The 26,562-nt window shown below is 73.1% G+C and carries 23 protein-coding genes and 1 pseudogene; 17 read left to right on the top strand and 7 right to left on the bottom strand.

Annotation, left to right across the window (positions count from 1 at the left end):
* Positions 1 to 41: 41 nt before the first annotated feature.
* Positions 42 to 728, top strand: coding sequence for a class I SAM-dependent methyltransferase (locus tag AC5WS8_RS27125; protein ID WP_496106100.1), 687 nt, complete (start codon positions 42 to 44; stop codon positions 726 to 728).
* 12 nt (positions 729 to 740) lie between these two features.
* On the opposite strand, the gene AC5WS8_RS27130 is transcribed toward AC5WS8_RS27125, so the two are convergent.
* Together AC5WS8_RS27130 and AC5WS8_RS27135 are read right to left on the bottom strand one after the other, a co-directional pair.
* Positions 741 to 1,115, bottom strand: coding sequence for a fic family toxin-antitoxin system, toxin component (locus AC5WS8_RS27130; RefSeq protein WP_496106101.1), 375 nt, complete (start codon positions 1,113 to 1,115; stop codon positions 741 to 743).
* Positions 1,116 to 1,118: 3 nt separating this feature from the next.
* Positions 1,119 to 1,370 carry a toxin-antitoxin system HicB family antitoxin gene (locus AC5WS8_RS27135; protein WP_496106102.1) on the bottom strand — a complete coding sequence of 84 codons (252 nt, stop codon included), beginning with the start codon at positions 1,368 to 1,370 and terminating at the stop codon, positions 1,119 to 1,121.
* Positions 1,371 to 1,528: 158 nt separating this feature from the next.
* Between AC5WS8_RS27135 and AC5WS8_RS27140 the strand changes: the two genes are divergently transcribed.
* The 10 genes from AC5WS8_RS27140 (at position 1,529) to mug (ending at position 12,303) form a co-directional block, all read left to right on the top strand.
* Positions 1,529 to 2,368 (top strand): ABC transporter ATP-binding protein, encoded by an 840-nt coding sequence (locus tag AC5WS8_RS27140; protein WP_496106103.1) that lies wholly within the window; start codon positions 1,529 to 1,531, stop codon positions 2,366 to 2,368.
* A gap of 7 nt (positions 2,369 to 2,375) precedes the next feature.
* Positions 2,376 to 4,949: an ABC transporter permease gene (locus AC5WS8_RS27145; RefSeq protein WP_496106104.1), complete on the top strand. Its 2,574-nt coding sequence runs from the start codon at positions 2,376 to 2,378 to the stop codon at positions 4,947 to 4,949.
* Positions 4,950 to 4,994: 45 nt separating this feature from the next.
* Positions 4,995 to 5,885: an LLM class F420-dependent oxidoreductase gene (locus AC5WS8_RS27150; protein ID WP_496106105.1), complete on the top strand. Its 891-nt coding sequence runs from the start codon at positions 4,995 to 4,997 to the stop codon at positions 5,883 to 5,885.
* A gap of 88 nt (positions 5,886 to 5,973) precedes the next feature.
* Positions 5,974 to 6,399 carry a GNAT family N-acetyltransferase gene (locus AC5WS8_RS27155; protein ID WP_496106106.1) on the top strand — a complete coding sequence of 142 codons (426 nt, stop codon included), beginning with the start codon at positions 5,974 to 5,976 and terminating at the stop codon, positions 6,397 to 6,399.
* Between the two features lie 174 nt (positions 6,400 to 6,573).
* The gene (locus AC5WS8_RS27160; protein ID WP_496106107.1) at positions 6,574 to 7,899 is read left to right on the top strand and encodes a hemolysin family protein; all 1,326 of its coding nucleotides are present in this window, start codon (positions 6,574 to 6,576) and stop codon (positions 7,897 to 7,899) included.
* Positions 7,896 to 8,909, top strand: coding sequence for a hemolysin family protein (locus AC5WS8_RS27165; protein ID WP_496106108.1), 1,014 nt, complete (start codon positions 7,896 to 7,898; stop codon positions 8,907 to 8,909). The genes AC5WS8_RS27160 and AC5WS8_RS27165 overlap by 4 nt, the downstream gene beginning before the upstream one ends.
* Before the next feature lie 170 nt (positions 8,910 to 9,079).
* Complete coding sequence (locus tag AC5WS8_RS27170; RefSeq protein ID WP_496106109.1) at positions 9,080 to 9,862, top strand: SGNH/GDSL hydrolase family protein; 783 nt, start codon at positions 9,080 to 9,082, stop codon at positions 9,860 to 9,862.
* Between the two features lie 30 nt (positions 9,863 to 9,892).
* Positions 9,893 to 10,234 (top strand): DUF4326 domain-containing protein, encoded by a 342-nt coding sequence (locus AC5WS8_RS27175; RefSeq protein ID WP_496106110.1) that lies wholly within the window; start codon positions 9,893 to 9,895, stop codon positions 10,232 to 10,234.
* 84 nt (positions 10,235 to 10,318) lie between these two features.
* Positions 10,319 to 11,761, top strand: coding sequence for an adenylosuccinate lyase (gene purB / locus AC5WS8_RS27180; protein WP_496106111.1), 1,443 nt, complete (start codon positions 10,319 to 10,321; stop codon positions 11,759 to 11,761).
* The gene (mug, locus tag AC5WS8_RS27185) at positions 11,758 to 12,303 is read left to right on the top strand and encodes a G/U mismatch-specific DNA glycosylase (RefSeq protein ID WP_496106194.1); all 546 of its coding nucleotides are present in this window, start codon (positions 11,758 to 11,760) and stop codon (positions 12,301 to 12,303) included. The genes purB and mug overlap by 4 nt, the downstream gene beginning before the upstream one ends.
* Positions 12,304 to 12,310: 7 nt before the next feature.
* Here the strand turns inward: mug and AC5WS8_RS27190 are convergent, their stop codons facing one another.
* Positions 12,311 to 12,754: a hypothetical protein gene (locus AC5WS8_RS27190; protein ID WP_496106112.1), complete on the bottom strand. Its 444-nt coding sequence runs from the start codon at positions 12,752 to 12,754 to the stop codon at positions 12,311 to 12,313.
* A 269-nt stretch (positions 12,755 to 13,023) separates the two neighbouring features.
* On the opposite strand from AC5WS8_RS27190, the gene AC5WS8_RS27195 reads away from it, so the two are divergent.
* On the top strand, positions 13,024 to 14,181 hold the full coding sequence (locus AC5WS8_RS27195; protein WP_496106113.1) for an ROK family transcriptional regulator: 1,158 nt from the start codon (positions 13,024 to 13,026) through the stop codon (positions 14,179 to 14,181).
* A 99-nt stretch (positions 14,182 to 14,280) separates the two neighbouring features.
* Here the strand turns inward: AC5WS8_RS27195 and AC5WS8_RS27200 are convergent, their stop codons facing one another.
* Together AC5WS8_RS27200 and AC5WS8_RS27205 are read right to left on the bottom strand one after the other, a co-directional pair.
* Positions 14,281 to 15,036: a GntR family transcriptional regulator gene (locus AC5WS8_RS27200; protein ID WP_496106114.1), complete on the bottom strand. Its 756-nt coding sequence runs from the start codon at positions 15,034 to 15,036 to the stop codon at positions 14,281 to 14,283.
* Between the two features lie 240 nt (positions 15,037 to 15,276).
* Positions 15,277 to 16,176 (bottom strand): RNA polymerase sigma-70 factor, encoded by a 900-nt coding sequence (locus AC5WS8_RS27205; RefSeq protein WP_496106115.1) that lies wholly within the window; start codon positions 16,174 to 16,176, stop codon positions 15,277 to 15,279.
* A 179-nt stretch (positions 16,177 to 16,355) separates the two neighbouring features.
* Between AC5WS8_RS27205 and AC5WS8_RS27210 the strand changes: the two genes are divergently transcribed.
* The 3 genes and pseudogenes from AC5WS8_RS27210 to AC5WS8_RS27220 all read left to right on the top strand — a co-directional run bounded on the left by AC5WS8_RS27210 (position 16,356) and on the right by AC5WS8_RS27220 (position 19,535).
* Positions 16,356 to 17,186: an alpha/beta fold hydrolase gene (locus AC5WS8_RS27210; RefSeq protein WP_496106116.1), complete on the top strand. Its 831-nt coding sequence runs from the start codon at positions 16,356 to 16,358 to the stop codon at positions 17,184 to 17,186.
* A gap of 51 nt (positions 17,187 to 17,237) precedes the next feature.
* Positions 17,238 to 17,912: pseudogene (locus AC5WS8_RS27215) on the top strand (alkaline phosphatase D family protein); the annotation flags it as partial.
* Positions 17,913 to 18,149: 237 nt separating this feature from the next.
* Positions 18,150 to 19,535: a GNAT family N-acetyltransferase gene (locus AC5WS8_RS27220; protein ID WP_496106195.1), complete on the top strand. Its 1,386-nt coding sequence runs from the start codon at positions 18,150 to 18,152 to the stop codon at positions 19,533 to 19,535.
* 132 nt (positions 19,536 to 19,667) lie between these two features.
* Here the strand turns inward: AC5WS8_RS27220 and AC5WS8_RS27225 are convergent, their stop codons facing one another.
* Positions 19,668 to 20,888, bottom strand: coding sequence for a trans-sulfuration enzyme family protein (locus tag AC5WS8_RS27225; RefSeq protein WP_496106117.1), 1,221 nt, complete (start codon positions 20,886 to 20,888; stop codon positions 19,668 to 19,670).
* 60 nt (positions 20,889 to 20,948) lie between these two features.
* Here AC5WS8_RS27225 and AC5WS8_RS27230 point away from each other — a divergent pair, with 60 nt between their 5' ends.
* Together AC5WS8_RS27230 and AC5WS8_RS27235 are read left to right on the top strand one after the other, a co-directional pair.
* Positions 20,949 to 21,434, top strand: coding sequence for an Lrp/AsnC family transcriptional regulator (locus tag AC5WS8_RS27230; RefSeq protein WP_496106118.1), 486 nt, complete (start codon positions 20,949 to 20,951; stop codon positions 21,432 to 21,434).
* 84 nt (positions 21,435 to 21,518) lie between these two features.
* Complete coding sequence (locus tag AC5WS8_RS27235) at positions 21,519 to 23,213, top strand: DUF885 domain-containing protein (RefSeq protein WP_496106119.1); 1,695 nt, start codon at positions 21,519 to 21,521, stop codon at positions 23,211 to 23,213.
* A gap of 324 nt (positions 23,214 to 23,537) precedes the next feature.
* Here AC5WS8_RS27235 and AC5WS8_RS27240 read toward each other — a convergent pair whose 3' ends face one another.
* The gene (locus tag AC5WS8_RS27240; RefSeq protein WP_496106120.1) at positions 23,538 to 26,531 is read right to left on the bottom strand and encodes an AAA family ATPase; all 2,994 of its coding nucleotides are present in this window, start codon (positions 26,529 to 26,531) and stop codon (positions 23,538 to 23,540) included.
* Positions 26,532 to 26,562: the final 31 nt, after the last annotated feature.

The following is a 26,562-nucleotide window of genomic DNA, read 5'->3' on the forward strand; positions in this document are numbered from 1 at the left end:
GCAGAATGCCGTTGACGTCCGTCCTGCCCGGGAGGTGCTCCATGCCACTGCGGTCCGTCCGCCCCCGCGCGGTGCCGCGGGACTCCGTGCACCATCCGATCTTCGCCCGCTCCTACGCCCGGCTCAGCGTCACCGCCGAGCGGCGCCTCGGTCTGGGGGCCGTACGGGACCGGCTGCTCGCCGGGCTCTCCGGCCGGGTCATCGAGATCGGTGCGGGCAACGGCCTGAACTTCGCCCACTACCCGGGCACCGTCTCCGAGGTGGTGGCGATCGAACCCGAGCGGCTGCTGCGGCGGAAGGCGGTCGAGGCGGCCCTGCGCGCCGACGTGCCCGTGGACGTGGTGCCGGGCGCCGCGGAGGCGCTGCCGGTCAAGAGCGAGGCCTTCGACGCGGCGGTCCTGTCGCTGGTGCTGTGCAGCGTGCGGGACGTGTCCCGCGCCCTCGGCGAGTTGCGCAGGGTGCTGCGGCCCGGCGGGACCGTGCGGTTCTACGAGCACGGCGCGGGCGGCGGGCCCGTGATGCGGTACGCCCAGCGCGCCCTGGACTGCACGGTGTGGCCACCGCTCAGCGGCGGCTGCCACCTGTCCCGGGACCCGGTGGCGGCCCTGCGCGCCGCCGGTTTCGAACCGGGCCCGTACCAGCGGCTGCTGATGCCGGAGAAGGGGCCGCGCCTGCCTACCTCGTACTGCGTGCTGGGCACCGCCTGGCGGCCCGGCCGCACGGATTAGCCGGAACCCTCGTCACAGGCTCCACTGGCGCAGTTGCTGCGCGATGTCGTACACGGAGGCGTCCCCGCTCTTGACCAGCCGGGCCAGATCCCGCACCTGTTCCGGGGAGGTGACGACCTTGACGCCGCTGGCGACGAGATAGGCGTAGGCGACCGCGGAGGCGAACAGTGCGTTGGAGCGTTCCAGCGCCGGGACGTGCAGCAGCAGCTGGAGCAGGGCGGCGGCGCGGGTGTGCGGGGTGTCGTAGACGGGGACACCGAATATCTCCGCTTCGTGCCGGCTGACCGCGGCGACGAGCGCGCCCCAGTCGGTGACCTGGGGATCTCCGGGCGTCTTCTGTTCGGCGACCATCAGCAGCCAGGCGAGGTCGATTCTGAGGTGGCTCAACGGTCAGCGACGACCTTCGCTGCGGTGCTCCGAGGAGCTCTCGCGGGCGGTGCCGAACTCCTCGGCGAAGACGGACTCGTACTGCTTCATGAAGTCGGCGGCGGCCTCGACGAACGTGTGGCCGGCCTCCCCGGTGTCCTGTCGCACCAGCTCTTCTATGTACCGGTTGACGCTCATACCGCGCTCCAGGGCACGTTCGCGGGCGGCTCGGGCGGTGTCCTCGTCCACCCTCACGTTCAGCTGGGTCTTCGCCATACCTCGACGCTAGCGCCGAGGCGCTAGCACCGGCAAGAGGGGGACTCGGGCGACCGCCCCGGACCTGTGGCATACCCGGTGCGCGGTGCATCACACTACGCTCGTGCCGGGAGGAGGAAGTCCGGATCGCCGGGACGTCCACGACCTAGGAGGCGGTCTTGTCCACTGCTGCAGCGGAGCACGCCCCGGGACGGGCGGAGGCGGACGGGTTCGCCGCCCGCGCCAGGGGCCTGACGAAGGCGTACGGCTCGGGTGAGACGGCGGTGCTCGCCCTCGACTCGGTCGACGTGGACATCGCGCGCGGCCGCTTCACCGCCGTGATGGGCCCCTCGGGCTCCGGGAAGTCCACGCTGATGCACTGCCTGGCGGGGCTGGACAGCGTCTCGGCGGGCCGGGTGTGGCTCGGCGACATCGAGATCACGGGGCTCAAGGACCGCGAGCTGACCCGGCTGCGCCGGGACCGGATCGGCTTCATGTTCCAGTCGTTCAATCTGATCCCGACACTGAACGCGGCCGAGAACATCACGTTGCCCATGGACATCGCGGGCAGGAAACCCGACCCGGAGTGGCTCGACCAGGTGATCGGCACGCTGGGGCTGCGGGACAGGCTCGGGCACCGGCCCTCCCAGCTGTCCGGCGGGCAGCAGCAGCGCGTCGCCTGCGCCCGGGCGCTCGTCTCCCGCCCCGAGTTGATCTTCGCGGACGAGCCGACGGGCAACCTGGACTCGCGGGCCGGGCTCGAGGTGCTGGGATTCCTGCGCCGGGCCGTCGACGAGCTCGGGCAGACGGTCGTCATGGTCACCCACGATCCGGGCGCGGCGGCCCACTCCGATCTGGTGCTGTACCTGGCGGACGGGCGGATCGTGGACGAGATGGAGCGGCCCACGGCCGAGGCCGTGCTGGAGCGCATGCGCCTCTTCGCCGGAGGCACCCCCCCGGCCCCCGGCTTCGACACCATGCGGGCGGCCTCCGACGAGAGCTCCCGCTCCGGGGACTGAGGCGACCGTGCTCAGGGCGACACTGCGCAGCTTCCTCGCGCACAAGGGACGGCTCGCGCTCTCCGCGCTGGCCGTACTCCTGTCGGTGGCGTTCGTCGCGGGCAGCCTGATCTTCTCGGACACGGTCTCCCGGACCTTCGACCGGCTGTTCGCCTCGACGGCGGCCGATGTGACCGTGAGCCCCCGGGAGGACCTGTCGTCCCAGATCCCGTCGGGGGCGACGCAGACCCTCCCGGCCTCGCTGGCCACCCGGGTGGCCCGGGTCGACGGCGTCGCCGCCGCGCATGCCGACGTCGCCGTGCAGGACGTCACGGTCGTCGACCGCAGGAACGATCCGGTGGGTCCGACCACCGGCGCGCCCACCATCGCCAGGAACTGGTCCGTCTCCGGGCACAGCCCGGTCCGGCTCACGTCCGGGCACGCCCCGCACGGTCCCGGCGAGGCGCTGCTGGACGCGGACACCGCCCGGCACAAGCACGTCCGGATCGGCGACACGCTGACGGTGGTCGCCCGTCCCGGGTCGTTCAAGGTGCGCGTGGTCGGGATCGCCACCTTCACCACCACGAACCCGGGCGCCGCCCTGGTCTTCCTGGACACCCCGACCGCGCAGACCAGGCTGCTGGGGCGCCCCGACGTGGCCACGAGCATCTCCGTCGACGCGGCACCGGGCGTGGGCGACGCACGGCTCAAGCAGCGGATCGCCGCGGCGATCGGCACGGCCTCCTACGACCTGAGGACCGCCGCCGAACAGGCCAAGTCCGACACGGACCGGCTCGGCGCGTTCCTCGACGTGATCAAGTACGTGATGGTGGGCTTCGCCGGGATCGCCGTACTGGTGGGCGTGTTCCTCATCGTCAACACGTTCTCGATGCTGATCGCCCAGCGCACCCGCGAGCTGGGGCTGCTGCGCGCCCTGGGCGCCGAGCGGCGGCAGGTGCGCCGGTCCGTGCTGACGGAGGCACTGCTGCTCGGCCTGCTCGGCTCGACGCTGGGTCTGGTCGCGGGTATCGGGCTCGCGGCCGGGCTGATCAGGCTGATGAGCGTGTTCGGCATGAACATCACGTCCACCGAGATGGTGATCGGCTGGGTCACTCCCGTCGCCGCCTTCGCGGTCGGGGTCGGCGTCACCTTCGTCGCCGCCTACCTCCCGGCCCGGCGCGCGGCCCGTGTCTCCCCCATGGCGGCCCTCGCGGACGCCGAGGTCGCCGGTGTGGGGCGGCCGTTGACGCTGCGCGCGGTGGCGGGGGCGATCGTCGGTGCGCTCGGCGTGGCCGCGCTCGCCGGCTGCGCCCGGGCGACGAGGACCGCCCCGGCCACCGCGCTGCTCGGGGTCGGTGTGGTGTTCACGCTCGTCGCGACCGTGATCGCGGGTCCGCTGCTGGTACGCCCACTGATCCGGGTGCTGGGGGCCGCCTTCCCCGCCCTGTTCGGCTCGATCGGACGGATGAGCCAGCGCAACGCCCTGCGCAATCCGCGCCGCACGGGGGCCACCGCGTCCGCCCTGATGGTCGGGCTCGCACTGGTGGCCGGTATGTCGGTGGCGAGCACGTCCATGTCCAGGTCGTTCGACCAGCAGATCGACAAGACGCTGGGCGCCGACTTCGTGGTGCAGAGCAGATCGGGAGCCCCGCAGCCCTTCCCCCGGGAGATCACCGACCGGGTCCGGGCCGTGAAGGGTGCCGGGCTGGTCGTACGGCAGCGGTACACGCCCGTCGCGATGATGCTGCCGGACGGCGGGCGGATCGCGACCACGGCCACGGCCTTCGACCGGCGGCTCGACGAGGTCGCCCACCTCACCTACGTCCGGGGTGACACGGCCACCGCGCTCGCGGACGGCGCCCTCGCCATGGACGCGGCGTTCGCCAAGGACCACGGCGTCCGCCTCGGCTCCACGATCCCCGTCCGGTTCCCGGGCGACCGCCGCACCGAGCTGAGGGTCGCCGCGCTCACGAACCAGGCCGGTTCGAACAACTTCAGTACGCGGGGCGGGCTGATCCTCGGCATGGGGACGCTCCAGAGGTACGTGCCGCAGGGACAGGACATGGCGCTCTTCGTGAACGCGGCGCCCGGCACCTCCAAGGACCGGTTGCGTGCCCGTCTGGAGAAGGCCCTCGCCCCCTACCCGCAGGTCCAGGCCCGCGACCAGGCCGACTACAAGAAGCTGGTCCACAACCAGATCGCCGTACTGCTGTACCTGGTCTACGCGCTGCTGGGCCTCGCGATCGTCATCGCGGTGCTCGGGGTGGTCAACACCCTGGCCCTGTCGGTCGTGGAGCGGACCCGGGAGATCGGTCTGCTGCGCGCGATCGGGCTGGCCCGCAGGCAGCTGCGGCGGATGATCCGGCTGGAGTCGGTGGTGATCGCGGTGTTCGGCGCCGTGCTCGGGCTGGCGCTGGGGCTGGTGTGGGGTCTGTGCACCCAGCGGGTGCTGGCGTTGCAGGGCATGAAGGCGCTGGCGATCCCCTGGGCGACCATCGTCGTCGTCCTGGTGGGTTCGGCGGTCGTGGGCGTCGTGGCGGCGCTGCTGCCGGCGTTGCGTGCATCGCGCATGAATGTGCTGGCGGCGATCGCGCACGAGTGATGGAATCGCGTGGCTGCTCAAGTCGCATGCCAACAAGGAGAGTTCATGCCACGTCCGTTCCGTTTCGGCGTCAACCTGCTCGACCCCGCCCCGGCCGCCGAGTGGCGCGCGAAGTGCCGGCGGGCGGAGGAACTCGGCTACGACGTGATCCTGGTCCCCGACCACCTCGGCCTGCCGGCTCCCTTCCCGGCGCTGGTCGCCGCGGCGGAGGCGACCGAGCGCCCCCGGGTGGGGACGTTCGTGCTCAACGCGGGCTTCTGGAACCCCGCTCTGCTGGCGCGTGAGGTGGCGACGACGGACGCGCTGACCGGTGGGCGGCTGGAGCTGGGGCTCGGCACCGGCTACGTCCGGGCGGAGCACGAGCAGGCGGGGCTGCCGTACGGCTCACCACGCGAGCGCGTGGACCATCTGCGGCGCACGGTGGAGGAACTGGACCGGCTGCTGGGTTCCGGGGAACACCGGCCGCAGCCCGTGCAGCGGCCGCGGGTGCCGCTGCTGATCGGCGCCAACGGCGACCGCATGCTCGAGCTCACCGCCGAGCACGCCGACATCGCCGCGTTCACGGGGGCGCGCTCGGTGCCGGGGAGCACGACGGGGCAGCTGGAGCCGATCACGGCCGAGCAGCTCGACGAGCGCGTGGCCCTGTATCGCAGGCTCGCGGCCGGCCGCGGCCGGCCCGCCGAGCTGAACGTGCTCATCCAGAGGGTCGTCGTCACCGGGGACCGCGAGGCCGCCGTGCGCCCGCTCCTCGAGCACCTGCCGAACCTGACGCCGGAACGGGCCCTGGCCCTGCCCATCTTCCTGATCGGCACGCTGGAGCAGATCGTCGAGCAGGTGCGGGCGCGGCGCGAGCGGTACGGCTTCACGTATCTGACCGTCCTGGAGTCGTCCATGGAGGCGTTCGCGCCGGTCATCGAGGCACTGCGCGGCGCGTAGCGGTGCGCATGGATCCCCCTGAGGTCCGCATGCCGTCCACAGGTCGGAATTCAAAGATCCGGCACCGTCCGTGTGATCGGATCACCGTATGAGCGATCTGCGGATACGGGCCGCGCGGCCCGAGGACCTGGACACCGTGCCGGCCTTCTGGAAAGCGGCCGCGGAGGGCACGAGCATCAGCGACGACCGGGACGGGGTGGAGCTCCTCGTCGACCGCGACCCGGGGGCGCTGATCCTCGCGGAAAGTGGCGGAGAGCTGGTCGGTACGGTGATCGCGGGCTTCGACGGCTGGCGTTGTCATCTGTACCGGCTCGCGGTGCATCCGGAGCGACGGCGGCAGGGCATCGGTTCGGCACTGCTGTCCGCGGCGGAGGAGCGGTTCGTACGGCTCGGGGGGCGCCGCGGCGACGCGATGGTGCTGCAGCGCAACGAGACCGCGCACCATGCGTGGCGGGCCGCCGGGTACGCGCCGGAGGAGCAGTGGCGGAGGTGGGTGAAACCGCTCACCGACTGAGCCACGGGAGTTGCTTTGCCGATCCTTTACCATGAAGGGGTCGAGCTGCCGGCCCCTCGGGGTCAACCCGTCCCACCATGAAAGGTGTGAGCGTCCGTCCATGGGCGAGCCTCCCGGTACCCGTGATCGCGCGGTCCCCGCGCCCCTGGCCGATCCTGGGACGGAGGTGACCCGATGACCGAAGTGCTCCTCCTGCTGGTGGCGGTTCTGCTCTCGCTGGCCTGCGGTGTCTTCGTCGCGGCGGAGTTCTCCCTCACCACGGTCGAGCGCAGCCAGCTGGAGCATGCCGAGCGGCGCGGTGAGCGCGGCGCGGCCGGCGCCCTCAAGGCGGTGCGCAGCCTGACGTTCCAGCTGTCCGGCGCGCAGCTCGGGATCACGGTCACCAACCTGGTGGTCGGCATGCTCTCCGAGCCGTCGATCGCCAAGCTGATCGCGGGCCCGCTCGAGGCGCTGGGCGTGCCCCGCTCCGCGGCCCCGTCCGTGGCCCTGGTCCTCGGCACGGCCCTGTCGACGGTGTTCCTGATGGTGGTCGGCGAGCTGGTGCCCAAGAACTGGGCGATCTCCTCGCCGCTGGCCGTGGCCAAGCGGGTGGGCGGGCCGCTCCGCTGGTTCAGCCGCGCGTTCCGCCCCTTCATCACCCATCTGAACAACACCGCCAACCGCGTCGTGCGCCGCTTCGGCCTCGAGCCCGCCGAGGAGCTGGCCTCCGCGCGCGGACCCCAGGAGCTGGTGGCGCTCGCCCGGCACTCCGCCAAGGAGGGCGCTCTGGAGGCGGACACCGCCGAGCTGTTCGTCCGCACCCTGAACCTCGCCGACCTCACCGCGGAGAACGTGATGACGCCGCGCGTCCAGGTCGTCGCCCTGGACGCCCAGGCGACCTGCGAGGACGTGGCGAACGCGACGCGCGCGACGGGCCTGTCGCGGTTCCCCGTCTACCGCGGCAGCCTGGACTCGGTCATCGGCACCGCCCACATCAAGGACATCCTCACGGTGCCCGCCGAGGAAAGGCCGCTGCGGTCCGTCGCCCAGCTGATACGCGAACCGCTGTTCGTTCCCGAATCCCTCACCGTGGACCGGCTGCTCGACCGGCTCTCCGGCAAGAACACCATCGCCGTCGTCATCGACGAGTACGGCGGCACCGCCGGGGTCGCCACGCTGGAGGACATCGTCGAGGAGGTCGTCGGCGAGGTGCGCGACGAGCACGATCCGCACGAGACACCCGACCTGGCGTCGGCCGGACTCGACGCCGTCGGCCGGGCCCTGTACTCGGCCGACGGTTCGGCCCGCGTCGACCAGCTCGCGCGCGTGGGACTCCGTGTGCCGGAGGGGCCGTACGAGACGCTGGCCGGACTCGTCGCCACGGAACTGGGCCGCATACCGGTCAAGGGTGACCGCATCGAGGTGGCCGGCTGGCGGCTGGACGTGGTGGACGCATCGGGGCGCAGGGCCGCGCGGGTGCTCATGCACGCGCCGCGCACCCTGGAGGAGGGGGAGCGGTGACGGCCGTCCAGTTGCTGATCGGTCTGTTGACGCTGGTGGCGAACGCGTTCTTCGTCGGAGCGGAGTTCGCGTTGATCTCCGTGCGCCGCAGCCAGGTCGAGCCGCGCGCCGAGGCGGGCGAGCGGCGCGCGCGCAGCGTGCTGTGGGGGCTGGAGCACGTGTCGGCGCTGCTGGCGGCGGCACAGCTCGGCATCACCCTGTGCACCCTGGTCCTCGGTGTGGTCGCCGAGCCGGCGATCGAGCACCTGCTGGAGCCCCTGTTCCACGCGGCGGGCGTGCCGCAGAGCGCGGGGCGTGCGGTGTCGTTCATGATCGCGTTGGCGCTGGCGACGTATCTGCACATGCTGCTCGGCGAGATGGTGCCGAAGAACATCGCGCTCGCGGAGCCGGTGCGGCTGGCACTGCTGCTCGGCCCGCCGCTGGTGGGGATGTCCCGGGCGCTGCGCCCGGTCATCTTCGCGGTGAACACGCTCGCGAACGCACTGCTGCGGCTGCTGCGGGTGCAGACGCGGGACGAGGTCGCGGCGACGTTCTCCGACGACGAACTGGTGCGGCTCGTCAAGGACTCCAGCGCGGCGGGGCTCATCGACGACCGTGCGCAGGAACGGCTGCACGACGCGCTGGTCCTCGGCCGGCGGCCCGTGAGGGATGTGGTGGTGCCGCTTCAGCACGTCGTCTACGCGCGGGTGGGCGTGACTCCGGAACAGCTGGAGCAGCTGTCGGCCCAGTCCGGCTTCTCGCGCTTCCCGGTGGTGGACGAAGGCCGGCGGATCATCGGTTACCTCCACGTCAAGGACGCCCTGGACGCCTCACCACGGGATGTGCCGTTCCGGCTCAGGGACATGCGGCCCATCGCCCGGGTGCGCGAGACCACCCCGCTGGACGACGTCCTCACGGCCATGCGCCGCAGCCGGACCCACCTGGCCGCGGTGCTGGGCACGGACGGCCGTCTCGCGGGCCTGGTGACGATGGAGGACGTGCTGCGCCAGCTCTTCGGCCGGCCTGCCTGACGTCCGGGCCGCCCGGTGCGAGCGGGCCCGAAAGGCACCTCCGGGCCTCGTGAAGACCTTCGCCGCAGCCCTGCGCCGGGGCCGCGGGCGGGCGGGTACGCGCGGCCCGGCACAGACTGACCGACCGGTGGGTATGGAGTGGGGGCGGCCGGGATAGCATCTACGGCGCCATGCAGACGAACCCCACCTACTCCAGCCTGGTCGCCATCGGCGACTCCTTCACCGAGGGCATGTCGGACCTGTTGCCCGACGGCTCCTACCGCGGCTGGGCCGATGTCCTCGCGGGCCGGATGGCCGCGCGGAACCCTGGATTCCGGTACGCCAATCTCGCTGTGCGCGGCAAGCTGATCGGCCAGATCGTCGACGAGCAGGTGGACGTCGCCGCGGCGATGGGGGCCGACGTGGTCACGCTGGTCGGCGGGCTCAACGACACACTGCGGCCCAAGTGCGACATGGGGCGGGTCCGCGCGCTGCTGACGGAAGCCGTGGAGCGGCTCGCCCCGTCGTGCAAACAGCTCGTCCTGATGCGCAGCCCCGGCCGGCAGGGTCCGGTCCTGGAGCGCTTCCGGCCCCGTATGGAGGAGCTGTTCGCCTGCGTCGACGACCTCGCCGCGCGGCACGGCGCGCTCGTCGTCGACCTGTACGGTGCGCCGTCCCTCGCCGACCCGCGCCTGTGGGACGTGGACCGGCTGCACCTGACGGCCGACGGGCACCGCCGGGTGGCGGAAGCCGTGTGGCAGGCACTCGGGTACGGGGCGGAGGATACGGAGTGGCGCACACCGCCGCCCCCTACCGCGCCGCCGACCTGGCTCGCCCGCCGGAGCGCGGACATCCGGTTCACCCGGCAGCACCTGCTGCCGTGGATAGGACGGCGGCTGACCGGCCGGTCCTCGGGCGACGGCCGTCCGGCCAAGCGTCCGCAACTGCTGCCGTACGGGGACCCGGACGTGTAGTACCACGGACCGGGTCGGAGGGAGTCACGCGTGACCACCAGGGTGATCAACCTCAAGGGCCGCCTTCGGGAGTACGGCCCCCGGCTGGAACGCGCGCCGAAGAACATCGTCTACGTCGGCCGCCGCCTCACCCGGGGCGGCTGGGACCTCCCTCAGCACCCGCTGTACAACCCGTTCCAGATCGACACGCCCAAGAAGAAGCACGACGGGACGCGGGAGGAGGTGATGGCCAAGTACCGGGACCACCTCATGGGCCGTCCCGACCTGCTGGCGCAGGTCCCCGGGCTGCGCGGCAGGACCCTCGCCTGCTGGTGCGCCCCCGAGCTGTGCCACGCCGACATCCTGGCGGAGGTCGCGGACGGGAGGCAGTAGGCCGTCCGTGACGGCCGTCTCGTAGCTTCGTCCGAACCGGCCCGCGGATCTGGCCTGCACGAATCGCCAGTAGAATCGGTGCACGTGACTGCTGCGCCCGCAAAGCCCCGTATCCCGAACGTCCTCGCCGGACGCTACGCCTCCCTCGAGCTGGCCACGCTCTGGTCCCCCGAGCAGAAGGTGAGGCTGGAGCGACAGCTCTGGCTCGCCGTGCTGCGGGCCCAGAAGGACCTCGGGGTCGAGGTGCCCGACGAGGCGGTCGCCGACTACGAGCGCGTCCTGGACCAGGTCGACCTCGCCTCCATCGCGGAGCGCGAGAAGGTCACCCGGCACGACGTGAAGGCGCGGATCGAGGAGTTCAACGCGCTCGCCGGGCACGAGCAGGTGCACAAGGGCATGACCTCCCGCGACCTGACGGAGAACGTCGAGCAGCTGCAGACCCGGCTCTCCCTCGAGCTCATGCGCGACCGCACGGTGGCCGTCCTCGCCCGTCTCGGCAGGCTCGCGGGCGAGTACGGCGAGCTGGTGATGGCCGGCCGCTCGCACAACGTGGCCGCGCAGGCCACCACCCTCGGCAAGCGCTTCGCCACGGCCGCCGACGAACTGCTCGTCGCCCACAGCCGCGTCGAGGAGCTGCTCGGCCGCTACCCGCTGCGCGGCGTCAAGGGCCCCGTCGGCACGGCCCAGGACATGCTCGACCTGCTCGGCGGCGACGCGGGCAAGCTCGCCGAGCTGGAGCGCCGCATCGCCGAGCACCTGGGCTTCTCGCAGGCCTTCACCTCCGTCGGCCAGGTCTACCCGCGCTCGCTGGACTACGAGGTCGTCACCGCGCTGGTGCAGCTGGCCGCCGCGCCCTCCTCGCTGGCGAAGACCATCCGGCTGATGGCCGGACACGAGCTGGTGACCGAGGGCTTCAAACCGGGTCAGGTCGGCTCCTCCGCGATGCCGCACAAGATGAACACCCGCTCCTGCGAGCGTGTCAACGGCCTGATGGTGATCCTTCGTGGCTACGCCTCGATGACCGGCGAGCTGGCGGGCGACCAGTGGAACGAGGGCGACGTGTCGTGCTCAGTGGTGCGCCGCGTCGCGCTGCCGGACGCGTTCTTCGCGCTGGACGGTCTGCTGGAGACGTTCCTGACGGTGCTCGACGAGTTCGGCGCCTTCCCGGCGGTCGTCGCCCGCGAGCTGGACCGCTATCTGCCGTTCCTCGCCACCACCAAGGTGCTGATGGCTTCGGTGCGCGCGGGCGTGGGCCGCGAGGTCGCCCATGAGGCGATCAAGGAGAACGCGGTCGCCTGCGCCCTCGCGATGCGCGAGCGGGGTGCCGAGCGCAACGAACTGCTCGACCGGCTGGCCGCCGACGAGCGCATCCCGCTGGACCGCGCGGAACTCGACGCGCTGATGGCGGACAGGCTGTCCTTCACGGGCGCCGCGGCCGCCCAGACCACCTCGGTCGTCGGCCGCGTCGAGGAGATCGTGAAGCGGCACCCGGAGGCCGCCGGCTACACGCCGGGGGCGATCCTCTGACGCGGTTCACCCCGGCGGAACTCCAGGCCGCCCGCGACCGTCTGGTACCGGACGTGGTCGCGGACGGCCTCGAGGTCCTGTTCTGCGGGATCAACCCGGGGCTGATGACGGCGGCCACGGGCCATCACTTCGCCCGCCCCGGAAACCGCTTCTGGCCCGCGCTGCACCTGTCGGGCTTCACCCCGCGACTGCTCGAGCCGTCCGAGCAGGCCGAGTTGCCGTCCTACGGGCTGGGGATCACCAACGTGGTGGCACGGGCGACCGCGCGGGCCGACGAGCTGACCGCCGACGAGTACCGGGAGGGTGGCCGGATCCTCCGCGCCAAGGTGGAGCGGCTGCGACCGAAATGGCTGGCAGTGGTCGGTGTGACCGCGTACCGGGCCGCCTTCGGAGACCGCGCGGCCCGTGTCGGCCCGCAGGAGCGGACGATCGGCTCGAGCCGCCTCTGGGTGCTGCCCAATCCCAGTGGACTCAACGCGCACTGGACGGCGGCGACGATGGCGCAGGAGTTCGCACGGCTGAGGGAAGCCGCGCGCAGCTGACGTCAGGTCAGGGCGGGTCCATGTCCGTGACGACCGCCAGCAGCTGGAACGGCAACTCCTTGTCCCACTGCGACACACCGAGGCCGACCCAACGGCCCGTCTCCGCCGACTTCCACAGCCGGACGTCCGGCACGTGTCCGCTGAGACCCGCCCACGGTTCCTCGACGTCCTCGCCGTTCACGCTCCGCTCCAAAACGCTGTACAGACCGAACGCCTGGGGCGGCCCCCACCTCTCGGTGAGCCGCTCACCGAGACCGTCCCGGTCCGCCTCGTACTGCGCCTCCGTCTGCTCCCGCTCGGTGCCGTCGCCCTCCCAGAAATCGCTGCTCGTCCCCAATTCCGCTATGTGGTACCCGGGACCGCTCTCGCCGTGCTCGGCCCTGCCGCGCGTCGTGGGAAACCTGCGGGCGCACAGCAGGTCGATGACGGCGAGACACGTCGCGATGTCCATGCGATCCAGTAAAGCGCCCGCCACTGACAATTGGCGTGGTGTCAGGCCCCGCGGGCTCGGTGCGGCACCGGCCTCGGGATCGGCGCGGGATCGGCGGAGCAGGCCCGGGATCGGAGGTCCCGGGCCTTCTCGTCGTCATGACGCGGTGCGCGGGCGACAAGTACGTCCGCCGGGCGCCGCGCGCCGGCGCGGGCGACGCCCGGCCTCGCGGGTGAGCGCGGTGCCGAGTACGATCCGGCCAACATGCGCACGAGCTGGGAGGACGGACGGTGGGGCGGCTGACCGGCGGGGATCCCTCACTGCTGCGGCGGATCAACTCCGCGGTGGTGCTGCACGCCCTGCGCGCGACGGACTGCGCGACGCTCACCGAGATCACCCGGGTGACCGGACTGTCCCGGCCGACCGTCGAGGGAGTCGTCGAGGGACTGATCGAGGCCGGGCTCGTGGTGGAGGCTGCGGCCGAGGAGGGGGTGGCCCGACGCCAGGGGCGGCCCGCGCGCAGGTTCCGGTTCCGGGCGGAGGCCGGCCATCTGCTGGGACTGGACGTCGGCGCACACCGGGTGACCGCGCTCCTCGCCGATCTCGACGGCCGTGAGCTGGGCAGTCTCTCCAAGGAGGTCGCGGAGAAGGCGCCGGCCGACGAGCGCCTGGAGCGGCTGCGGAGCACGGTCGCCGAGTTGCTTCGCCGGTCGGGCGTGTCCCGCGGTTCGCTGCGCGCTGTCGGCGTGGCCGGCCCCGGGATCGTGGAGGCGGACGGCACGGTCCGCCTGGGCACGGCGCTGCCCCAGTGGACCGGTCTGAAGCTGGGCGAACGGCTCAGTCGCTCCTTCAAGTGCCCGGTCCTCGTCGAGAACGACGCCAACGCGGCGGCCGTCGCTGAGCACTGGAAGGGTGCCGCCACCGAGTCCGACGACGTGGTGTTCGTGCTGGCCGGGTTGAGCCCCGGCGCCGGTGCGCTGATCGGCGGACGGCTGCACCGCGGCTACGGCGGGGCGGCCGGGGAGATCGGCGCGCTGCATCTGCTGGGCCGCGAGGCGACGCCCGAGACGTTGTTGTCGACCACGGACGAGCCGTTGCAGCCGCTGGACGAGCAGCAGGTGGCCGATGTGTTCGCGCTGGCCCGCGTGGGAGACCGGCGGGCCCGTGCCGCCGTGGACCGCTTCCTGCAGCGGCTGGTGCACGACGTGGCGGCCCTCGTCCTCGCGCTCGATCCCGAACTCGTCGTGATCGGCGGCTGGGCGGCGGGCCTGGACGGCGTATTGGACCCGCTGCGCCACGAGCTGGCCCGCTACTGCCTGCGCCCGCCGAAGGTGGCCCTGTCGCAGCTCGGCGAGGCGGCGGTGGCGACGGGCGCGCTGCGGCTGGCGCTGGACCATGTGGAGGAGGAGTTGTTCGCCGTGGAGGGGACGGTCACGGCGCGGCGCTGAAAGCGCCCCGGACGCACGTGGCCGAAAGGCGTCGCGCCCCGGTGGCCGGGGCGCGACGGGTGCGGCTTCGGACGGCGGCTGCCGGGCGCGGCGGCGCGGTCAGGAGGCCCGGCGCTCGGTGCCGTGGTGGATCTCGACGTCGCCGCCGAAGGTCAGGCGGCAGGTGTCGGCGCGGTAGGTGGCGACGGAGACGGCCGCGGTGCGTCCGCCGGCGTGGAAGCGGGTGGTGACGACGAGGACGGGCGCACCGGGCAGCCGGTCGAGTTCCTTGGCGTCCTCGGCGCTGACCGAGCCCAGCTCGACCGCCTGGTCCCGGCCCTCCAGCTCCAGGTGCTGCAGCTCGCGCAGCACGGCACGCGCGCGTGCCGTGCCGGAGGGGGCGTCGATCGCCGAGAGGTCGGGCACCGAGGAGTGCGGGATGTAGAGCAGCTCGGCGGCCACGGGCCGGCCGTGCGACACACGGGAGCGGCGCACCGTGTGCACCTGCTCGCCCCGGCCGGTCTCCAGGAGGCCGGTCACCGCGGCGGGCGGAACGGCGTCCGTGCAGTCGGCGGGCTGCCAGTCGTCGCCGGCCGCCCCCGGCCAGGTGTGCCCCTCGGCGGCCACGGCCACTCCGACGCGCGGCGGGGCGACGGTGGTGCCGACCCCGCGGCGGCGCTGCAGGCGGCCTTCCAGCTCGAGCTGATCCAGCGCCTGGCGGAGCGTGGCGCGGGCGACTCCGAACCGGGCGGCGAGGTCCCGTTCGTTGGGCAGGATCTCGCCCACGGAGAACTCGGAGTCGAGTGCTTCCGTGAGTACGGTCTTCAGGTGCCAGTACTTGGGCTCCGGCACCGGTTCCAGCTGCGTGGTCCCCACCCTGTCCTCCGCTGTCGCCGTGACCCGGCGGCGTTTAAGCGCCCTTGTTTTTTAAAGGTTGTTGCACTTCTCTGCGACCATAGGACGGCCCCCACCCTTGGTCAAGACCAATCCTCGACCGGCTGGGCGACGCGCGAGCGCTCCGCCACCGAGCGTTCACGGAGCGTTCGCGGCGCGGGACGTGCTGGACGTGCCGACGAAGCCTCCGTTCACGATCGTCGCCGTGCGGAGGCCGCGCACTCAGCCTTCCCGCTCCTGGCCGACGGGCAGCAGGGCCAGCTTGTCCGGGTTGCGGATGACATAGACGCACTGCACGCGCCCGTCCGCCACGTCCACCTGGAACACGGTGTCGGGCTTGCCGCCGGACAGGAGGAGCACGGCAGGACCGCCGTTGAGCTCCAGGAAGCGCAGCGTCGTGTCCGCGGGCAACTGGCCGGACACGGCGGCCAGGAACCGGCCGACCTTGTCGGCGGTCCGCAGGACCCGCAGCGGCGCCTTGGCGCGGCCGCCGCTGTCGCCGACCAGCCGTACGTCCGGGGCGAGCACCTCCATCAGGCTCGCGAGGTCGCCCTCGGCGGCCGCGGCGAGGAAACGCTCGGTCAGATCGCGGCGTTCGGCCGGGTCGACGTCGTAGCGCGGCCGCCGTTCGTCGACGTGTTTGCGGGCGCGAGCGGCGAGTTGGCGCACGGCGGCCTCGCTGCGGTCGAGGGTGGCGGCGATCTCCCCGAACGGGAACCCGAAGGCCTCCCTGAGCACGAACACCGCGCGCTCCAGCGGTGACAGGGACTCCAGAACGACCAGGACGGCGAGCGACACGGAGTCGGCGAGCACGGCCCGGTCCGCGGCGTCCGGCACCGTGTCGCCGAAGTCGGTGGCGTAGGGCTCGGGCAGCCAGGGGCCGACGTAGGACTCCTTGCGGGCCTGCGTCTGGCGCAGCCGGTCGACGGCCAGCCGGGTGGCGACTCGGACGAGGTAGGCGCGCGGTTCGCGCACGGCGTCGCGGTCGGCGCCGGACCAGCGCAGCCAGGCCTCCTGGACGACGTCCTCGGCGTCGGTGACGCGGCCGAGCATGCGGTAGGCCACTCCCATCAGGACGGATCGGTGCTCTTCGAAGACCTCGGTGGTGGTATCGGTCGTCACCGTGCCATCCCATCGGACACGCTCCCGCCATGTCCAGGAGCCAAGGCGGTTGCGGCCGGCACAATGGCCGGCGGACCGTCTGTGGCCGACGGCACCGGCCCGGGGGCTACCCGTGGGTAGTAATTGCTGACAAGCTGTCTACCGGTATCGTCCGTGCCCCCCAGACGAGGAGCAGCACCATGCCGGCCACGGTCTCCTTCGACGTCCCCTCCCCGCACGGCCCGCGGACCGTGACCGTCTCCTACGCGCGCGTGGGCGCCGGAGAACCGCTCCTGCTGCTGCACGGCATCGGCCACCACCGGCAGGCGTGGGACCCGGTCGTGGACATCCTGGCGACCGAACGGGACGTGATCGCCATCGACCTTCCCGGCTTCGGGGCGTCCCCGGCCCTGCCGACGGGGCTCGCCTACGACCTGGCGACCGTGGTGCCCGCGCTCGGCTCGCTGTGCGAGGCGCTGGGGATCGAGCGTCCGCATGTGGCGGGCAACTCCCTGGGCGGCCTGCTGGCCCTGGAGCTCGGCCGTGAGAAGCTCGTACGGTCCGTCACCGCCCTGGCGCCCGCCGGGTTCTGGACCCCCGTCGAGCGCCGGTACGCGTTCACGGTCCTCTCGGCGATGAGGCAGGCCGCGCGGAACACGCCGCTGCCGGTGGTGGAGAGGCTGTCGCGCACGGCGGCCGGACGGACGGTCCTGACGAGCACCATCTACGCCCGCCCCGGCCTCCGTTCACCCGAGGCCGTCGTCGCCGAGACCCTGGCGCTGGCCCGCGCCGAGGGGTTCGCCGAGACCCTCCGGGCGGGTACGTCCGTCCAGTTCACCGAGGACGTGCCCGGACTGCCCGTCACCGTGGCGTGGGGCACCAGGGACCGACTGCTGCTGCACCGTCAGGGTGTTCGGGCCAAGCGGATCATCCCCAACGCACGGCTGGTGCGGCTGCCCGGCTGCGGGCACGTCCCGATGAACGACGACCCGGCGCTGGTCGCCCGGGTCGTCCTGGACGGCAGCCGCTGACCGTGCCGAGCGGCCGACGGTGACCCGGCCGAGCCGGAACACACCGGACCCAGGGCCCCGCGGGTCATGCGGCACGGTCCCCTGCTGGACGTGTTCGTGCTGGACATGCGCACCTACCGGAACCCCAACTCGCCCGACAACCAGACGGTCGACCCGCAGGGCATCCTCGGCGCCGAACAACTGCGGTGGCTCGAGCGGGAGCTGGCGGCGTCCCGTGCGGTGTGGAAGGTGATCGCGGCGGACATGCCGCTCGGCCCGGTCGTGCCGGACTCCATGGAGAACAAGCCGAACTTCGAGGCGGTGGCGCAGGGGGACCCGGGCGCGCCGCTCGGACGTGAGCTGCAGATCGCGGAGCTGCTGCGGTTCATCAAGCACCGGAAGATCACGGGCACCCTGTGGCTGACGGCCGATGTGCACCACACCTCGGCGCAGCACTACCACCCCTCGCGGGCGGCCTTCACCGACTTCGAGCCGTTCTGGGAGTTCGTCTCGGGCCCGCTCAACGCCGGTGCCTTTCCGGCGAGCGCTCTCGACGGCACGTTCGGTCCGGAGCGGGTGTTCGTGAAGGCGCCGACCGCCTCGAACGTCTCCCCCGCCGGGGGTTACCAGTTCTTCGGCGAGGTCGACATCGACGGCGACAGCGGTGAGCTGACGGCCCGTCTGCGCGAGCAGGACGGCACTGTGCTGTTCACCCAGGTGCTGCAGCCGGGTCGTGTGGGCCAGTAACGGGCCGGCCGCCTTCGGCTACCCTCGGACTTCGCGCCGCGCACCGGTGTCATCCCCCGGTGCGCGGCACTCGCGGCCGTCGACGCACAAAGCCTCGTACAACATACAACAAAAGGGACAGATCTATACTTAACCGATCAGTCACAAAGCGTTCGTGATCACGCAACACCCTTCCTGCACAGTACTTGCATGACTCCAGACATGTCTGATGTGAGGCGCGCCAGGAACGGCCGCCCGGTGCACCACTGGCGGCGCGACCTGGTCGAGCTCGCAGCCCTCTTCACGGCGGTCGCGGTGGCGGACGTGACGGCCAACCTGGTCGGACACGGACCCGACGGCCCCGCCCTGCTCGTGATCTCGGCGGTGGCGCTGGCGGCGACGGCCGCCTTCCACGCGTGGTGGTCACGGCGCCACGGCCATGCCCCGCCCTCGGCCGATACCGGCGCCCGGCCGCTCCCCGAGGCGGAGCAGGCCGGGCCGTCCGGGACCGACACGGCCGACGGGGCGAGCGTGCTGTGGCGGATGCGGACCACGGTGAAGGACCGGCCGGGCTCGCTGGCCGCGCTGTGCACGGCGCTGGCGCGGCTGCGCATCGACATCCTCAGCCTGCAGACACACCCGCTGGCGCGGGGCACGGTCGACGAGTTCCTGCTGCGGGCGCCCGCCGAGGTGGAGGCGGGCGAGGTCACCCGGGCCGTGTCGCAGGCCGGCGGCGAGGGGACCTGGATCGAGCGGGCCGACGCACACGACCTGGTCGACGTCCCGACCCGGGTACTGGGGCTCGCCGCGCGCACCGCCCTGGACGCGGCCGAACTTCCGCTCGCGCTGCGGCAGTTGCTCGGCCGGTGCACCATCCGCTCCCTGCCCGCCGTGTCCCCCGGCTCCGGCCGGGCCGCGGAGGAGGCTCCCGCGGAGGGTGCCCTGGAGGACACGGTGATGCGGCTGCGGGCGCCGGAGGGCGGGGTGATCACGGTGGAGCGGCCGTATCTGCCGTTCACTCCGACGGAGTTCGCGCGGGCACGCGCGCTGGTGGAGCTGGACACGCGGCTCGGTCCGCGCTTTCCCCGCAGCCAGGACGTGCTGACGCTGCCGGAGGGCGACGCCATCACCGTGCGGCGCGCCGGTACCTCCGACCTTCGGGCGGCGAAGGAGATGCACGCCCGGTGCTCCGCACGCACGCTCGGCATGCGCTACCACGGGCCGGTCCGCGACGCCGACCGCTACCTGGGCCATCTGCTCAGCCCGCGCTTCGGCCGCACCCTCGCGGTGCAGACGGGGTCGGGCCGCATCGTCGGCCTCGGCCATCTGCTGTGGGACGGCGACGAGACGGAGGTCGCACTGCTCGTCGAGGACGAGTGGCAGGGGCGCGGCATCGGCGGCGAACTCCTCGGCCGTCTGGTGGCGATGGCGGTCGAGGCCGGCTGCGAGAACGTCTACGCGGTCACCCAGGCGTCCAACACGGGCATGGTCGCCGCGATGCGCGGCCTCGGACTGCCCCTCGACTACCAGATCGAGGAGGGCACCCTCGTCATCACGGCCCGCCTGGAGGCGACCCCGGTGGCGTCGCGTCCACCGTACGGCGAGGCGTACGAACGGCCCGGCTCGCGGGGCGCGCGCCACTGACCACCGCATGGCGCACGGAACGCAGCGCGTACGACACGGCGCGTACGACGAGGCGCCTACGACGTAGCGCGTACGGCGTGGGAACGGCCCGGCGCACTCCGCCGGGCCGTTCCGTGTGCGGGAGCGGGCCCGCTACCGGCCCGCGGTCATCTCCTCCCGGCGCCGATCGCCGCCACCCTGTTCGGTCCCCACGGCCCGCTCCAGGTCGGCCCACAGGTCCTCGACGTCCTCCAGGCCCACCGACAGCCGCAGCAACCGGTCACTGACCCCGGCGCCCCGGCGGTCCTCCGCGTCGACGATGCGATGGCTGATGGACGCCGGGTGCTGGATGAGGGTGTCGACGCTGCCGAGGCTCACCGCGGGCGTGATCAGACGCACCCCGGCGATCACCGCGTGCGGATCCCCGTGCACCTCGAAGGCGACCATCGCGCCCCCGATGCGCGGGTAGTGCACGCGGGCGACGCGCGGGTCGGCGGCGAGACGGCGGGCCAGTTCGGCGGCGGTCGCGGAGGCCGCCCGCACGCGAACCGGAAGCGTCGCGAGGCCGCGCAGCAGCAGATACCCGGCGAGCGGATGCAGCACCCCGCCGGTAGCGAAGCGTACCTGGCGAAGCCGGCGTGCCAGTTCCTCGTCACAGGCCACCACCCCGCCCATCACATCACCGTGCCCGCCGAGGTACTTGGTGGCGCTGTGCAGCACGAGGCGCGCCCCCTGCCCGGCGGGCCGCTGCAGCACGGGCGTGGCGAAGGTGTTGTCCACCAGCAGCGGAACCGAGCCGCAGGCGTGCGCGACCGCCCGCAGGTCGACCTCCGCGAGCGTCGGGTTGGCCGGCGACTCGACCATGACGAGGCCGGTGTCGGGCCGCAGCGCCTCCTCGACGCCCGCCGGGTCGGTCCAGGTCACCTCGGAGCCGAGCAGTCCTGCGGTCAGGAGGTGGTCGCTGCAGCCGTACAGCGGTCGTACCGCGACGACGTGCCGCAGGCCCAGCGCGCCCCGGGCCAGCAGCACGGCACTCAGCGCGGCCATGCCGCTGGCGAAGGCGACGGCGCTCTCGGTGCCCTCCAGCCGGGCGAGCGCGGTCTCGAAGCGGGCGACGGTCGGGTTGCCGAGCCGCGCGTAGACGGGCGGGCCCTCCAGTTCGGCGCCGTCGGCCGCGAAGGCGTCGAGACGGGCGGCCTCGCCCCTGCTGTCCGGGGAGGGGTAGGTGGTGGACAGATCGAGGGGCGGCGCGTGCAGCCCCAGGGCGACGAGGTCCTCGCGCCCGGCGTGCACGGCCTCCGTGGCGAGCGCCCGGCGCTCGGACGGACCGCCTGCGGGGAATCCGTTCCGCGTGTCATGAGTACGGGAATCCATGGACGGCAGACTGAACAGAGGCCGGGGTCACAGCGGCGAAACCCGTGTATTGTTCGGCGCATGGCCGAATCCGTCGTACTGGACCCGGTGGATCTGCATCTGCTGCGGCTTTTGCAGAACGACGCCCGGGCCACCTACCGCGACCTCGCCACGCAGGTCGGGGTCGCACCCTCGACCTGCCTGGACCGGGTCACCCGCCTGCGCCGCTCGGGCGTGATCCTCGGCCATCAGCTGCGGCTGGACCCGGCGAAGCTGGGGCGCGGTCTCGAAGCGCTGCTGTCGGTGCAGGTCCGACCGCACCGGCGGGAGTTGGTGGGGCCGTTCGTCGAGCGCATCCGGGCGATGCCGGAGTCCCGTACGGTCTTCCACCTCACCGGCCCGGACGACTACCTCGTGCATGTCGCGGTAGCGGACATGGCGGATCTTCAGCGGCTGGTGCTCGACGAGTTCACGGCCCGGCGGGAGGTGGCTCGCGTGGAGACCCGGCTGATCTTCCAGCAGTGGGACTGCGGCCCGATGCTGCCGCCGGGGCAGACCGCTGGGTGAACGGTGCGGAAACCGGCAGGACACGGGTAAGCCCAGCGCTGAATCCGCGTGACGCGCGCCACGCGACCGTATGAGGATGTGGGCATGTCAGACACGACCAGAAGCCCCCTGCCCCGGGAAGTCGCCGACGCCTACGTCGACGACCTCGTCGCCCTCGACCCGGTCACCGGTACGTACCTCGGCGTGAAGGAAAGCTCGAGCAGGCTGCCCGACACCTCCCCCGCGGGCCAGGAAGCACTCGCCGAGCTGGCGCGGGCGACCCTCGCCCGGCTCGACGAGGCGGAACGCCAACCAGGCGCGGACAGCGGCATCGAGCGCCGGTGCGCGCGCCTGCTGCGCGAGCGGCTCACCGCCGACCTCGCCGTACACGAGGCCGACGAGGGCCTGAGAGCGGTGAGCAACCTCTCGTCCCCGGTGCACTCCGTACGCAACGTCTTCACGATCACCCCCGTCGCGACTCAGGAGGACTGGGCGGCGGTCGCCGAACGGCTGCGCGCCGTGCCCGCCGCCCTGCGCGGCTACCGCGAGTCCCTGACGCTCGGCCTGGAGCGCAAGCTGTACGCCGGTCCGCGGCCGACCGCGACCTTCATCGAACAGCTCACCGAATGGTCGGACACGGACGGTGAGGGCCGCGGCTGGTTCGAGGGCTTCGCCTCCCAGGGCCCCGCCGCGCTGCGTGCGGACTTGGACGAGGCCGCCCGGGCGGCGACCGCGGCCGTCACCGAGTTGCGGGACTGGATGCGCGACGTGTACGCGCCCACGATCGAGGGCTCCCCGGACACCGTCGGCCGCGAGCGCTACGCCCGCTTCGCGCGCTACTTCAACGGCACGGACCTGGACCTCGACGAGGCGTACGCCTACGGCTGGTCGGAGTACCACCGCCTCCTCGGCGAGATGAAGAAGGAGGCCGAGAAGGTCCTGCCGGGTGCCGCGACCCCGTGGGTGGCGCTCGCGCACCTGGACGAGCACGGCACCCACATCGAGGGCGTCGACGAGGTCCGCTCCTGGCTGCAGGGGCTGATGGACGAGGCGATCGAGGCACTGGACGGCACGCACTTCGAACTCGCCGAGCGGGTGCGGAAGGTCGAGTCGTGCATCGCGCCCCCCGGCAGCGCCGCGGCCCCCTACTACACGGCTCCCTCCGCCGACTTCTCCCGCCCAGGCCGCACCTGGCTGCCGACCATGGGGCAGACCCGCTTCCCGGTCTACGACCTCGTCTCGACCTGGTACCACGAAGGCGTCCCCGGCCACCACCTCCAGCTCGCGCAGTGGGCGCACGTGGCCGACGACCTCTCCCGCTACCAGGCCACGGTCGGTGGCGTCAGCGCCAACGTCGAGGGCTGGGCGCTGTACGCGGAGCGCCTGATGGACGAACTGGGCTTCCTCACCGACCCGGAGCGGCGCCTCGGCTACCTGGACGCCCAGATGATGCGGGCGCTGCGGGTCATCGTCGACATCGGCATGCACCTGGAACTTCCGATCCCGGCGGACTCGCCGTTCCACCCGGGCGAGCGCTGGACGCCCGAGCTGGCGCAGGAGTTCTTCGGCTCCCACAGCAGCCGTCCGGCGGACTTCGTGGAGAGCGAGCTGATCCGCTACCTGTCGATGCCGGGCCAGGCGATCGGCTACAAGCTGGGCGAGCGGGCCTGGCTGCTGGGCCGCGAGAGGGCCCGGGAGCGCCACGGTGACGCGTTCGACGCGAAGGCCTGGCATATGGCGGCGCTCTCCCAGGGCTCACTGGGCCTGGACGACCTGGTGGACGAACTGTCCCGCCTCTGATCACCGGTGAACGGCCGGGCCTCGGCCGGGGTCCGGCCGGGGTCCGGCCGGCAGCGGCGCAGGCCGCCCTCTGTGCCGTCGCTGCCGCTGAGCGCATGGCCGGCGACGCGGATGTCGGTCCGTCCGCCCAGCGCTCCGGCGGCCCGCGCGGTCGGCTCGGCGGGGGCCACCGGATCGGCCAGGTCCCCGGGGCCGTCCGCCACCGGCGCGTCCGGGTCGCCGAGCGCCGTGCGGACTCCGGCGACGGCGTCCTCGACGTACGGTCGGCGCCCCCGGGGTGTACTCCTCGCCGCTCCCCCGTCGTCCCCTCGGCCGCTGAGGCGCTCAGCCGGCTCCCCGCTGCCGCAGGGCCGAACCGGTCCGGCCCTTGACGACCTCCAACTGCGCGTGGATGCGCCGTCGCAGGTCCGCGACGTGGCTGACGATGCCCACACTGCGGTCCCGCTCCCGCAGCGAGTCGAGCACATCGAGGACCTCGTCGAGGGTCTGGTCGTCCAGGCTGCCGAACCCCTCGTCGATGAACAGCGTGTCCAGGCGCACTCCGCCCGCCTCGTCGGTGACGACGTCCGCGAGGCCGAGCGCGAGCGCCAGGGAGGCGAAGAACGTCTCCCCGCCGGACAGGGTCGCGGTGTCGCGTTCCCGCCCGGTCCACGCGTCGACGACGTGCAGGCCCAGCCCGCTGCGACCACGTCCGGACCGGTCGTCGGAGTGGACGAGGGTGTAGCGGCCCGAGGACATGCGCCGCAGCCGTACGGACGCGGCGGCCGCCACCTGTTCGAGGCGGGCGGCGAGCACGTACGACTCCAGGCGCATCCTGCGTTCGTTCTCGGCGGAGGTGCCGGCGGCGAGGGACGCCAGCCGGGCCACCCGGTCGTACTCGTCGCGCAGCGGCGCGAGGCGCCGTACGGACGCGGCGGCACGCGCGGACAGCCGGTCCAGTTCGGCGCAGCGGCGGGCCGCCTCGTCCTCGGCGGAGACCGCCGCCTGCAGTCGGCGGGACGCGGCCTCGGCGGTCTGTTCGGCGCCGGGGAGGTCGGCCGGCGGCTGCTGGGCCGCCGCCGCGGTGCCGGCTTCGGCGAGCATCGCGCGGACGGCGGCCTCCTCCTGCTGCCAGGCGTCCAGGCGTCGCTGCAGCTCGCGATGGGCGGTGTCGTCGAGGAGGGCGGTGGCAGCGGCCTGCGGGGTGGGGAAGCCGGCGCGGAAGGCCGCGTCGGCCAGGCGTGCGTCGGCCTCCTTGAGACGCTGCGCGCAGTCCTCGGCGGCGCGCACGGCGTCGGCGGCCTCGGCCAGGAGGGCGGCCCGGCGCTCCAGTTGCCCGGCGCGCGCGGCCACGCTCACGGCGTCCCCCCGCGCCCGGCCCAACTCGTCCTCGAGCGCCGCCCGTTCTCGCTCCAGTCCGTCCCGGCGGGAGACGCGCGCCGCCACCCGCAGGGCGGCTTCCTGCCGTGCCGCAGTGCGCCGCTCACGCTCCTGCTCGGCCCGCCGCAACTCCTCCTGTGCGGGGTGCAGTTGCGAGGCACCCGCGCGTGCGGCGCCGTAGCGCCGCTCCAGATCGTCGGCCTGCGCGGCGAGTTCGCCGGCCGGCGTGTCCGAGGCCTCGGCCGTCGCGGCGGCGAGCGCCTCCCGTGCGGCGGCCAGTCGCCGTTCCTCCTCGGCCTGCTCCTCCTCGGCGCGGCGATGGGCGGCGAGCGCCCGCTCCTCCGCCTCCCGGTCGACGTGTCCGGCGGCCTTCCGGGCGGGCGCGGGGTGGTCGGTGGCGCCGCAGACGGCGCAGGGCTCACCGTCGACGAGCCCGGAGGCCAGCTCGGCGGCGATGCCCTTCAGCCGCTGTTCCTTGAGGTCCAGCCAGTGTTCGTGGGCCGCGAGCGCGCGCTCGCGGGAGGCGAGGGCACGGGCCCGGGCCGCTGCGGTCTCCTGGGCGAGCCGGTCGCGCTCACGGGCCGCCTTGAGCCGGTTCCGCGCCGGTTCGCGCTGCACGGCGAGCTGCTCGGCCCGGGTGGCCGCCTCCCGGGCGAAGTCGATCCGTTCCTGCAGTGCGGCGCGGGTGTCCTCCCACTCGGCGAGCCAGCCTTCGGCGTCCTGCAGGACCTCTTCGTCGTCTCGCTCCTGCCGGTCCATCTCGGCCCGCTCGGCGGCGAGTTCGTCCAGTCGCCGCTCGGCGCGGCGGGCGGATTCGAGGCCGCCCAGCTCCTCGGCCGCCCGGCGCGCGGCGGCGGCGAGCCCGGCGGCCCCGGCGTCCGTGTAGGTCTCCGGGAGGCGGCCACGCGCGTGTGCCTCGGCGTCGGCCGCGCGCCGGTGTTCGGCCTCGGCGGACTCGCGCAGGTCCAGGGCGGGCGCCACGGCCTCGGCCTTGCGGGCGCGTTCCATGCGCTCCTGCGCCTCCCGGTGGGCGTCGGCCCGCTGCTCCAGGAGGGCCGCACGCTCCCGGGCCTCGGCGAACCTGCGCTGCAGCCGCGCCCGTTCGCGTACGTCCTCCAGGGCGCGCTCGGCGGCGGCCCGGGCCGACTCGGCCGCGGTGCGCGCGCACCGGGTGATGGCCAGCCGCTCACGGGCCGTGCTGCGGGCCACGGCGGCCCAGCTCAGGACGGCCTCGGCGAGCCCGGGGTCGCCCGGGGCGAGGTCCGGCAGGGGCGCGGAGTCACCGGCCGCCTGCTGCATGCGGTGGGCGTCGGCGAGCAACGCCGCGTCACCGTCGCGTACTTCGGCCTCCGTGGTCCGGCGCCGCTCCGCCAGTCGCCTCTCGGCCTCGGCGAAGCGGTGGGTGTCGAAGAGGCGGCCGAGCAGCTTGCCGCGGGCCTCGGCGTCGGCGCGCAGGAAGCGGGCGAAATCGCCCTGGGGCAGCAGCACGACCTGGCAGAACTGCTCGCGGCTCATGCCGAGCAGCCGGGTGATCTCCTCGCCGATCTCCTGGTGGGAGCGGCTGAGGTCCTTCCAGGTGCGGGCGGCGCCGTCGTACTCGCGCAGCCAGGTCTGGGCCTTGTCGGTCGTCGTACCGCTGCCGCGTCTCTTCGGGCGCTCCCAGGGCGGCTGCCGGGTGATCTCCAGCCGCCGTCCGGCGACGGTGAGGTCCAGTCGGACCTCGGTGCGCGTCCCCGGTGCGGCGTGGTCGCTGCGCAGGGCCATGCCCTGGCCGCTCTGCCGGGCGCCGGGCACGGCTCCGTACAGGGCGTAGCACACGGCGTCCAGGACGGACGTCTTGCCGGCGCCGGTCGGCCCGTGGAGCAGGAAGAGCCCGGACGCCGACAGGGCGTCGAAGTCGACCTGCTGTGTGCCGCCGAACGGGCCGAAGGCGGTGATGTCGAGTCGGTGCAGCCTCACCGGTCCCCCTCCCTTGCAGGCGTGTGCGAGG

Source organism: Streptomyces sp. PTL18, from assembly GCF_059510295.1.

Coding starts and splice junctions, on each gene's coding strand:
- AC5WS8_RS27125 (WP_496106100.1), top strand. CDS start 42: ATGCCACTGCGGTCCGTCCGCCCCCGCGCGGTGCCGCGGGACTCCGTG.
- AC5WS8_RS27135 (WP_496106102.1), bottom strand. CDS start 1,370: ATGGCGAAGACCCAGCTGAACGTGAGGGTGGACGAGGACACCGCCCGA.
- AC5WS8_RS27150 (WP_496106105.1), top strand. CDS start 4,995: ATGCCACGTCCGTTCCGTTTCGGCGTCAACCTGCTCGACCCCGCCCCG.
- AC5WS8_RS27155 (WP_496106106.1), top strand. CDS start 5,974: ATGAGCGATCTGCGGATACGGGCCGCGCGGCCCGAGGACCTGGACACC.
- AC5WS8_RS27160 (WP_496106107.1), top strand. CDS start 6,574: ATGACCGAAGTGCTCCTCCTGCTGGTGGCGGTTCTGCTCTCGCTGGCC.
- AC5WS8_RS27170 (WP_496106109.1), top strand. CDS start 9,080: ATGCAGACGAACCCCACCTACTCCAGCCTGGTCGCCATCGGCGACTCC.
- AC5WS8_RS27190 (WP_496106112.1), bottom strand. CDS start 12,754: ATGGACATCGCGACGTGTCTCGCCGTCATCGACCTGCTGTGCGCCCGC.
- AC5WS8_RS27210 (WP_496106116.1), top strand. CDS start 16,356: ATGCCGGCCACGGTCTCCTTCGACGTCCCCTCCCCGCACGGCCCGCGG.
- AC5WS8_RS27225 (WP_496106117.1), bottom strand. CDS start 20,888: ATGGATTCCCGTACTCATGACACGCGGAACGGATTCCCCGCAGGCGGT.
- AC5WS8_RS27230 (WP_496106118.1), top strand. CDS start 20,949: ATGGCCGAATCCGTCGTACTGGACCCGGTGGATCTGCATCTGCTGCGG.
- AC5WS8_RS27235 (WP_496106119.1), top strand. CDS start 21,519: ATGTCAGACACGACCAGAAGCCCCCTGCCCCGGGAAGTCGCCGACGCC.